Here is a 9794-nt window from a genome sequence, read left to right as displayed (position 1 = left end):
TTGGTGGACGGCGCACCGCCCGGGGTTTTCACCAGCGCCGGCAATTTCAATTCATCGAATAGCAATGCGCCCAGTTGCTTGGGCGAATCCAGATTGAAGCTGCGCCCGGCCAGTTCGGTGGCGCGTTGCTGCGCGGCCAGCATGCGCCGCGACAATTCCGCCGACTGCGTGCGCAAGACCTCGGTGTCGATCAGCACACCGTTGGCTTCCACCCGCGCCAGCACCGGCACCAACGGCATTTCGATCTGCCGATACACCGTCTGCAGGGCCGGTTCGGCGGCCAGCTTTGCGCCCAGCACGCGATGCAGGCGCAGGGTGATATCGGCATCTTCCGCCGCGTAGCGGGTGGCATCGTCCACACTCACCTGCGCGAACGGGATTTTCTTCGCACCTTTGCCGGTCACCGCGTCGTATTTGATCGTGGTGTAGCCCAGATGCCGCAGCGCCAGCGAATCCATGTCGTGGCGTGCAGCGCCGGCTTCCAGCACGAAACTTTCCAGCATCGTGTCATCGGCATAGCCCTGCAGCGCCACGCCGTGCCGCGCCAGCACATGCAGGTCGTATTTGCCATGCTGGCCAATCTTGTGTTTGTCCGGGTCGCTCAACAGCGGGCGCAGCGTCTGCAACACCACTTCGCGTGGCAACTGCGCCGGCGCGCCGGGAAAGTCGTGTGCCAGTGGGATGTAGCAGGCCTTGCCCGGTGTCACGCTCAGGCTGATGCCAACCAGGTTGGCTTGCAGTGGATCAAGCGAATCGGTTTCGGTGTCGATGGCGAAGGCATCGGCGGCGTGCAATTGCGCCACCCATGCATCCAACTGCGCAGGCGTCAGCACGCACGCGTATTCGCCTGCTGCCGACAGCCCCGGGTCGATTGGAGTGGCGGTGGTTGGCAGTGGTGCCACAAATCCACGCCCACTGGTGCTGGGCAGTTTGGCCGGTGCCGCAATAGAAGATGCCGCATCACCATCCAATTCTTTGAGTGCTTGATTGAAGCCGTAACGCGCATACAGGCCGCGCAATGCCTCCACATCGCGTGCACGCAAGGCCAATTCCGCCGGCCCCTGTTCCAGCACCACGTCGGTCTTGATGGTGGTCAAGTCACGATTGAGCGGCAGCCGTGGCAAGGCTTCACGCAAGCTCTCGCCGATCTTGCCGCCAATCTTGTCAGCATTGGCGATCACGCCGTCCAGCGTGTGGTATTCGGCCAGCCATTTGGCCGCTGTTTTCGGCCCGCATTTGGGCACGCCGGGAATGTTGTCCACGGCATCGCCCATCAGCGCCAAGTAGTCGATGATTTGCTCGGCGCGCACGCCAAACTTGGCCAGCACCGCCGCATCCGAATCCAGCCTGCTACCACTCATGGTATTGACCAACACCACGCCGGGGCGCACCAACTGCGCCATGTCCTTGTCGCTGGTGGACACCACCACCGCCATGCCCTGCGCCGCGCCCAGCACTGCCAGCGTGCCGATCACGTCATCGGCCTCGACCCCGGGGACACGCAATATCGGGATGCCCAACGCGGCCACGATCTCCATCATCGGTGCGACTTGTGCACGCAGCTCGTCCGGCATCGGCGGGCGTTGCGCCTTGTATGCCGGAAACAGCGCATCGCGAAACGTGGGGCCGCTGGCATCCAATACAAAGGCCATGTGCTCGGGCGCTTCCTTCAAATGCCCGCGCAGCATGTTGACCACCCCAAACAGCGCACCCGTGGGCTCGCCGGCAGCATTGCTCAGTGGCGGCAGCGCGTGGAAGGCGCGGTAGAGATAGGACGAACCGTCGATCAATACAAGTTTTGTCATGCCACGATTCTACCCGCGGCAGTCCGCGTGGTTGCGCTGGCACAATGTCCGCACTGCCCACGGACGCTGCCCATGCTGCGCTGGTTTGAATCCCGTCTTGACCCGTTCCCGGACGCGCCCCCCACGCAGCCGCCGGCTACGCTGTATGCGTTCTGCCGCCACTTCACGCGCGGCGCGGAAACTTGGCTGCTGTTGATGGCGGCCACTTCAGCGGCATTCGCACTGGGCGAAGTGGCGCTGTATGCGTACGTGGGCAAATTGGTGGATCGCATGTCAGCGCTGGGTGTGGCGCGCTTTTGGGGCGAAGAAGGCGCGCGCCTATGGTGGATGGCGGCATTGGTGCTGTTGGTGCTGCCGCTGCTGGTGCTGCTCAATTCCACCGTGCAGCACCAAACCCTGCTGGGCAATTTTCCGATGCGCATCCGCTGGAATGTGCACCGCTATTTGCTGCGCCAGTCGATGGGCTATTTCCAGGACGAATTTGCCGGCCGGATTGCCACCAAATTGATGCAGACCTCGCTGGCGGTGCGCGAGACCGTGGTGAAGTTGTTCGACATCGGCAACTATGTTGTGGTGTACGTGGGCGGCACCTTGCTGGTGGCGGCCAGCGCGGACTGGCGCTTGATGCTGCCGTTCCTTGGCTGGCTGTGTTGCTATGCCCTGTTGATGCGCTGGTTTGTGCCGCGCATGGGCGCGGTGTCGCAGCGCCAAGCCGATGCGCGCTCGCAAATGACCGGACGCATCGTGGACAGCTATACCAATATCGCCACGGTCAAATTGTTCTCGCATTCGCAACGCGAGCAAGCCTATGCACGCGAGGCAATGGCCGGGTTTTTGACCCCGGTGTATCAGCAGATGCGCTTGGCCACCCGCGCCTACAGCGTGCTGTATGCGCTGAACATGGCGCTGCTGTTCGCCGTGGGCGCAACCGGCATCGGCTTGTGGTTGCACGCGCAAGTCAGCACCGGCGCATTGGCGGTGGCACTGGCCTTGGCGCTGCGCTTTTTGGGGATGTCGCATTGGATCATGTGGGAACTGTCGGCATTGTTCGAAAACATCGGCACCGTGCACGATGGCATCAGCTCGATTGCCTTGCCGCCCACGGTGGACGATGCGCCCAGCGCGCCGCTGCTGCCGAAGGTGCGCGGTGATATTCGGTTCGAAAATGTCACCTTCCATTACGGCAAGGGCAGTGGCGTGATCGAGCAGTTGCAACTGCACATCGCGCCCGGTGAAAAAATCGGCGTGGTGGGGCGCAGTGGTGCGGGCAAATCCACCCTCGTCAATCTGTTGCTGCGCTTTCACGACGTGGAAGCCGGCCGTATCACCATCGATGACATTGATGTGGCGTCGGTGCAGCAAGACTCGCTGCGTGCGCAGATTGGCGTGGTCACCCAGGACACCTCGCTGCTGCATCGCAGCGTCGGCGAAAACATTTTGTACGGCCGCCCCGATGCCAGCCACGAAGAAATGCTGGACGCCGCACGCCAGGCCAACGCCGATGGCTTCATCGAACACTTGGCCGATAGCAAAGGCCGGCGCGGATTTGATGCGCAAGTGGGCGAGCGCGGGGTGAAGCTCTCCGGTGGCCAGCGCCAGCGTATCGCCATTGCCCGCGTGCTGCTGAAAAACGCACCGATCCTGGTGCTGGACGAAGCCACCTCGGCACTGGATTCGGAAGTGGAGGCGGTGATCCAGGAAAATCTGTACCGCCTGATGCAAGGCAAAACCGTGATTGCGATTGCACACCGGCTCTCCACCATTGCCGCGATGGACCGGCTGATCGTGATGGATCAAGGCCGCATCGTCGAAACCGGCAGCCACGAGCAACTGCTCGCCAGCGGCGGCCTGTACGCGCAGCTGTGGCAACGCCAATCGGGTGGGTTTTTGGAGCTGGATGCCGGCTAGCTTGCCTTCGTTAACGAAACACTGACCTACCCCCACTCAGCGAAGCCACCGGTGCCGGAGTGGCCCCACCATGCTGCTGCAAGCCGTGCCGCTGCAGGAACACGGCCCTGTGCGATGCGGATGAATTTCGGTTGGGTGTGGGCCAATAGGTAGGATAATCATCAAGGTGTTGTTTCCTTGAGTGAATGACATGGGGTGAAGCGGTTTAAGTCGAGCTTTGGGGCATTTGAGTAATCACGTGCGTAAGTTGCCTGTGCCCACTCATCAGCACTCGCGATTTCATCATCAGTGAGAAGGTCCAGTTTTTCGAATGTAGTCAAGCTCTTTTGAAGAGATACGCTTTGCTCAGGTAAAGCTCTGAGCGAAGCAAGTCGTGCAGCGCGAAATGTTAAGTACGGGTTCGGTAATGGCAGATTATCCCGTGCGGAAGGGTGTAGTGACGGCGATTCGATGTATTTGTAAATTGCATTTTCTGCAACATAAGGGTCAGCGCGTTCAAGTGCGCTTTGTGTGAAGACGGCTGAATGTTCAATGTATCGACTTTCCAGGTATTGGGTATACCTTCCAGACAGCATCACCTTGGGTGATGGAATTGCTGCACCGGTAATAATGAAACAGCTTTGAGCGTCTGCATCCCCAAGTAATGCGGCATTCAATAAAGATGACATGTAGACTCTGGCAACGGACTCTTCGTCCGATCCAGAGCAAAAAGTTTTCGTTTGCGCCAGTACGGAGGATGCTCTTTGCAAGTTCGGATATATCCTGCCACTGGCCGGAGTGGCTGCTTGTGGCACGCTATTCAGGTGGTCATTGCCTTGGGCGGCTGCAATTTCATGCAGCGCAACAAAGTATTGCAAGCAATTTCCAGATTCCTTGAAAATTTCGATAGTTGACTTCAAATCGCTGGCGTTACCTCGTGCGGCCAGTCGGCGCGCCCATTCGCTGGAGTCTGTGCTTGGTAAGGAGTGAGCTGGGTTGATAGATTTTGGGGGTTTTTGGTGCGTTTCATTTGCCGGTGTCGGCTGGTTTGCTTTGTGAGGAAATCCTACTTCCCGAATAAATAATGTCGAAAGAGACACGAAAGCAAGCCCGGAGATGATGTAAATCCTTAAACTTTTCATGCTTATGGCCGAATTTGTGTTGAGATGGTGGCTTCCATCTTTTTAGCGGTAAATTTCGCTGCAAATAAATCCGTAGGTATTGAGCGTGCAATTTCTAATTACCTGCATTTCCGCTCTTTGTCTTCTCTGTATTTTTGGAGAGTGTATATTCCATACCAGTCTGCCATCGCTTCGGTTGCATTGGCGACCACTAAATGTGCGGCTTCATGGCCAGAGGCAAATACTGACATTTCAGTAGCTGATAGATTTTCGTCGATTTTGTTGCTGCCAGTGTAATGTTCGCCAATTTTTGTGAGCACCCCTGATTTGAATGCTGCATTATAGAGTCTTCCGTATGCGTAGCCATAACCTGACACTCCGCCTACTGGTTTCCAATTTGGGCCGGGCGATTGGTTGTTGTCCGAGAATTTATAACCGTATTGCGGGGCGCCGTTGATGAATTCCTTAAATGCCCAAGTCTCGACTCTTTTCAGAGTCTTTGTCAGCGGCAGTTTTGAATCTGGGTGGAGATAATTTTTCAGTACGCACTTGAGATCAGGAGAGATATCCAAATCCTGACGGACTTCATTGGGGTCATCCGGTGCTGGTAAACCGCCACCAAGGCCACCACCCCCACCGCCTCCCTCACCCGCGCCCCCGGGCCCACCACCTCCACCTCCAGACTCACCAGGACTTGAGAAAGGGCTGTAGTAGCACGCACCCCCTGTAACAACCCATCCAGAACCATCGTAGTAGCCAGTACTTTCCTCGCACCACCAGCCATCGCCAGCATATTGCAAGGCGACTGTCTGTGGCGACAAGACAAGCCCGCCCGTGAGGAATATAGCAGTTGCAATTATTCTCGCTTTGATCACGCGCAGTATCCCCTTTCTATATCAATAAAATTTTTCTGCCACGAAACCTAAATTCCCGCCCGCATGGAAATTACGGAAAAATCAAAATTACTCCCCAAGCAAGTGATCTCCCTTTTCCCAGCATACGTGAAAAGTTGCCCGAAAGGCATGCCCACTCCGCGAAGGTGAGGGGAGAAAATGGGCGCTCTTGTCGCATACTTACCCCACCCACACTTCAGGCCACCGCCATGCGCAACGCACTTCCCATTATTTTGGCCATGACGCTTGCCGCTTGCGCCACCGCTGCCCCCGAAGACATGCTGGCCAAGGACGCCACCCCGGCCACACACACCGAAGCCAATGGCGATGTCATCACCGAATATCGCAGCGACAACCGCCTGACCATGGTCAAGGTTGTGCCCGCACGCGGCGCCACCTATTACATCTACGACCGCAACGGCGATGGCGTGATTGACGAACGCGACAGCAAGGGCGGCCCGATGACCTATTACAAGCTGTTTAGCTGGTAAGCAAAGCCCCACTGGTACTGTCGGCCTTCTTCTCCCCAAGCACACCGATATGCATCAAGGCTGTTTATGCAGTCAGCATTCTGCTCCGTGGGTACAGCAACTGAGTTGGATCATCACGCCGGACTCAAATTCGCGTAGGCCAGCACCAGCCATTTGCTGCCGACGTCCTCGAAATTGACTTGCACGCGGGCGTGCGCACCGTTGCCTTCGACGTCGGTCACGAAGCCGGTGCCGAACTTGGGGTGGCGCACGTTCGCGCCCAGCCGGATCGGCGGGGCTTCCAGGGCGGCGTGGCCGTAGTTGCGTGCAGGGATGTGTGCTGCGCCGCGTACAAACTGCTGCGGCTTGGGTTTGGGGCGGATCTCGCGCAGCAGCGCTTGCGGAATTTCGCGCAGGAAGCACGAGGGTGCGTTGAGCACATCGCTGCCGTAGATGCGCCGTGATTCGGCGTGACACAACACCAATTGCTGGCGGGCACGGGTGATGCCGACATAGGCCAGCCGGCGCTCTTCGGCCATGCGGCCGGGTTCTTCCTTGCTGCGTGCATTCGGAAACAAACCGTCTTCCAACCCGACCAGAAACACCAGCGGGAACTCCAAGCCCTTGGCGCTATGCAGGGTCATCAGCTGCACGCTGTCTTCGTCGGCCTGCGCTTGGCCTTCGCCGGCCTCCAGTGCGGCATAGCTGAGGAAGGCGACCAGCTCCGGCATGGCGGCCGCATCGTCTTCATCACTGCGGATAAACCGGCTGGCCACACTGATCAGTTCGTCGAGGTTGTCGGTGCGTGAATCCAACTGTCCTTGCGATTCTTTTTCGTAATGCGCACGCAGACCGGAACGCAACAGTGCATGGTCGATTTTTTCTGCCAGCGGCAGTTCGGTGGTTGCCTGCCCCAGCCCGTCGATCAACTGCGCGAACGCGGCCAGCGCATTGCGTGCGCGGGCGCTGAGGGCGGACATCCGGCACAGGCGTTGCGCGGCCTGCCATAGCGATTGCCCATACTCTCGCGCGGTGCGGCGCACTTCATCCAGAGTGCGCTCGCCAATGCCGCGTGGTGGCGTGTTCACGGCGCGCTCGAATGCCGCGTCGTCATCGCGGTTGGCCTGCAAACGCAGATACGCCAGTGCGTCCTTGATTTCGGCGCGCTCGAAAAAGCGCATGCCGCCATACACGCGATACGGCATTTGCCGCTTCAACAATTCTTCTTCAAAGGCACGCGACTGCGCGTTGCTGCGATACAAGATCGCCGCATCGCTACGGCTGCCACCCTCGCGCACCCATTGGTGGATGCGATCGACCACATAAGCGGCCTCGTCCATCTCGGTGTAGGCCGCATACAGGTCGATGCGCTCACCTTCGCCGGCATCGGTCCACAGCTTCTTGCCCAGCCGGTCGCTGTTATGCGCGATCACCGCATTGGCGGCATCCAGGATGGTGCTGGTGGAACGGTAATTTTGTTCAAGGCGAATGGTGTGCGCACCTGGAAAATCACCCAAGAACCGCTGCACGTTCTCCACCTTCGCACCGCGCCAACCATAGATGGCCTGGTCGTCATCACCCACCACAAAGACGTGCCCGGAGCTGCCTGCCAACAACCGGATAAATCCGTACTGGATGGCATTGGTGTCTTGAAACTCGTCCACCAGAATCTGCCCGAAACGATGCCGGTAATGCGCCAGCAACGCCGGGGTATCGCGCAGCAATTCATGCGCACGCAGCAGCAGTTCGGCAAAGTCCACCAAGCCTGCGCGCTGGCAGCGCTCTTCATAGGCGGTGTACACACGCAACTGCACATCCCCCCATGGGTCATGCGGGGTGGGCTGGATATGCTGCGGGCGGCGACCTTCGTCCTTTTGCGCGTTGATCCACCAGGTCAGCTGGCGCGGCGGAAATTGGCCATCGTCCAATTCCAATTGCTGCACCACGCGCTTGACCAGCCGCAGCTGGTCGTCGCTGTCCAACACCTGAAACCCTTCCGGCAACTTCGCCTCCTGCCAGTGCAGGCGCAGCAGGCGATGGGCCAGGCCGTGGAAGGTGCCGATCCACGCGCCGCGCGGCTCGCCACCCAGTTGCGCGGCAATGCGTCCGCGCATCTCGCCGGCGGCTTTGTTGGTGAAGGTGACCGCCAGGATGCCGTGCAGCGGCACCCCGAACACCTCATGCAGCCATGCGATGCGATGGGTCAACACACGGGTTTTGCCGGAACCGGCCCCGGCCAACACCAAATAGTGGCCGGGTGCGGCAGAAACGGCTTCGCGTTGGGCCGGGTTCAGCCCATCAAGCAAGTGGGAAACATCCATCCGCCGGATTTTACCGGGATGGGCGGCCTCAATGGCCCGCGTGTTCGCGCTTGCTGGCGTTGCCGGTCATCAACTTGTCGGTCCATGCGATGCCGATGGCCGACAGGATGAATACGATATGGATGATGGTCTGCCACATCACACCCTGTGCGGTGGCTTTGGTACAGAGCGCTTTGGCCGCCAGCAGGTCAACGGTGCACAGCGGCAAACCCAACTGGCCGGCTTCGATGAAGGACTTGAGCAGGTGGATCGAGGAAATGCCGATGATCGCCATCGCCAATTTGACCTTCAACACGCTGGCATTGACGTGTGACAGCCATTCCGGCTGGTCGGGATGGCCTTCCAGATTGAGCCTTGAGACGAAGGTTTCGTAGCCACCGACGATCACCATCACCAGCAGGTTGGAGATCATCACCACGTCGATCAGGCCCAGCACGATCAGCATGATGCCCTGCTCGTTCAGGCTGGCGGCATCGTGGATCAGGTGCCAGAGTTCCTTGACGAACAGGAACACATACACGCCTTGGGCCACGATCAAGCCCAGATACAGCGGCAACTGCAGCCAGCGCGAGGAAAATATCAGCGCGGACATCGGCGACAGGCGGGAAGTGGATTCAGGCAACATCGGCAACCGTTCGGATCGAGGATGCTGCATTGCAACGTGCAAGCAGGGGTGACGTCAACCCACCTTCGCAATCGTTTGCAATGCCGCAACGCTGTACATGCCGGATAGGCACTGGTGTACTGCCGCTGGGGAAACGCCTACCGGCCCGATGGATCCCCGGCCACAGGCACTCAAATCGCAGCGGGGCACCATGAGTCATCAACCAACCCGATGGGCGCAGTTCGGCGTCCTGATCACCGTGTTCTTTTTCTGGGGCTTTGTTGCCGCCAGCAATGACATCCTGATCCCTGTCTTCAAAAAAGCGTTCAACCTCAGTCAGTCGCAAAGCCAGCTGGTGGCCGTGGCGTTTTACGTCGCCTATACCGTGGGCTCGTTGATTTATTTCGGCATTTCCAAATGGGTTGGGCAGGACCTGCTGAACAAGATCGGTTACAAGAACGGCATTTGCGTGGGGCTATTGATCTCGGCGTTGGGCACCTTGCTGTTTTATCCGGCAGCCAATAACAGTTCATTCCCGCTGATGCTGTCGGGCTTGTTTATCGTCGGGCTTGGATTTGCGCTGCAACAGATCGCGGCCAATCCCCTGGCCATCGTGATGGGCAACCCGGCCACCGGTGCACAGCGGTTGACCATGGCGGGCGGGGTCAATAATTTTGGTACCACGATTGGCCC

8 protein-coding genes are annotated in these 9794 nt (G+C 58.9%); 3 read left to right on the top strand and 5 right to left on the bottom strand.

The window, feature by feature from the left end:
- A partial coding sequence (locus tag QWB57_RS03915) for a DNA polymerase (RefSeq protein WP_288968427.1) occupies positions 1-1805 on the bottom strand: 1805 nt, incomplete at its 3' end.
- Between the two features lie 72 nt (positions 1806-1877).
- Here QWB57_RS03915 and QWB57_RS03910 point away from each other — a divergent pair.
- A complete protein-coding gene (locus QWB57_RS03910) occupies positions 1878-3713 on the top strand; it encodes an ABC transporter ATP-binding protein (RefSeq protein WP_288968425.1) in 1836 nt (611 codons plus the stop codon).
- 161 nt (positions 3714-3874) lie between these two features.
- On the opposite strand, the gene QWB57_RS03905 is transcribed toward QWB57_RS03910, so the two are convergent.
- Positions 3875-4834 carry a hypothetical protein gene (locus tag QWB57_RS03905; RefSeq protein ID WP_223628804.1) on the bottom strand — a complete coding sequence of 320 codons (960 nt, stop codon included), beginning with the start codon at positions 4832-4834 and terminating at the stop codon, positions 3875-3877.
- A 98-nt stretch (positions 4835-4932) separates the two neighbouring features.
- Positions 4933-5688, bottom strand: coding sequence for a hypothetical protein (locus tag QWB57_RS03900; RefSeq protein ID WP_223628805.1), 756 nt, complete (start codon positions 5686-5688; stop codon positions 4933-4935).
- 227 nt (positions 5689-5915) lie between these two features.
- Here QWB57_RS03900 and QWB57_RS03895 point away from each other — a divergent pair, with 227 nt between their 5' ends.
- Positions 5916-6197: a DUF2782 domain-containing protein gene (locus tag QWB57_RS03895; protein ID WP_223628809.1), complete on the top strand. Its 282-nt coding sequence runs from the start codon at positions 5916-5918 to the stop codon at positions 6195-6197.
- A 113-nt stretch (positions 6198-6310) separates the two neighbouring features.
- Here QWB57_RS03895 and uvrD read toward each other — a convergent pair whose 3' ends face one another.
- Together uvrD and QWB57_RS03885 are read right to left on the bottom strand one after the other, a co-directional pair.
- Positions 6311-8497, bottom strand: a complete 2187-nt coding sequence (gene uvrD / locus QWB57_RS03890) for a DNA helicase II (RefSeq protein ID WP_288968423.1) — start codon at positions 8495-8497, stop codon at positions 6311-6313.
- A 28-nt stretch (positions 8498-8525) separates the two neighbouring features.
- Complete coding sequence (locus tag QWB57_RS03885; protein ID WP_223629061.1) at positions 8526-9089, bottom strand: TIGR00645 family protein; 564 nt, start codon at positions 9087-9089, stop codon at positions 8526-8528.
- Between the two features lie 223 nt (positions 9090-9312).
- Here QWB57_RS03885 and QWB57_RS03880 point away from each other — a divergent pair.
- On the top strand, positions 9313-9794 hold a 482-nt coding region (locus tag QWB57_RS03880; RefSeq protein WP_288968421.1), incomplete at its 3' end, for an MFS transporter.

This window comes from uncultured Thermomonas sp., from assembly GCF_937872235.1.
Lineage (GTDB): Bacteria > Pseudomonadota > Gammaproteobacteria > Xanthomonadales > Xanthomonadaceae > Thermomonas > Thermomonas beijingensis.
Note: the sequence above shows the minus strand (reverse complement) of the source record. Positions and strands in the feature narration are given on the sequence as shown.

What these genes read in the sequence shown, in the direction of transcription:
- QWB57_RS03910 (WP_288968425.1), top strand. Translation starts at nt 1,878, where the DNA reads ATGCTGCGCTGGTTTGAATCCCGTCTTGACCCGTTCCCGGACGCGCCC.
- QWB57_RS03895 (WP_223628809.1), top strand. Translation starts at nt 5,916, where the DNA reads ATGCGCAACGCACTTCCCATTATTTTGGCCATGACGCTTGCCGCTTGC.
- QWB57_RS03885 (WP_223629061.1), bottom strand. Translation starts at nt 9,089, where the DNA reads ATGTCCGCGCTGATATTTTCCTCGCGCTGGCTGCAGTTGCCGCTGTAT.
- QWB57_RS03905 (WP_223628804.1), bottom strand. Translation starts at nt 4,834, where the DNA reads ATGAAAAGTTTAAGGATTTACATCATCTCCGGGCTTGCTTTCGTGTCT.
- uvrD (WP_288968423.1), bottom strand. Translation starts at nt 8,497, where the DNA reads ATGGATGTTTCCCACTTGCTTGATGGGCTGAACCCGGCCCAACGCGAA.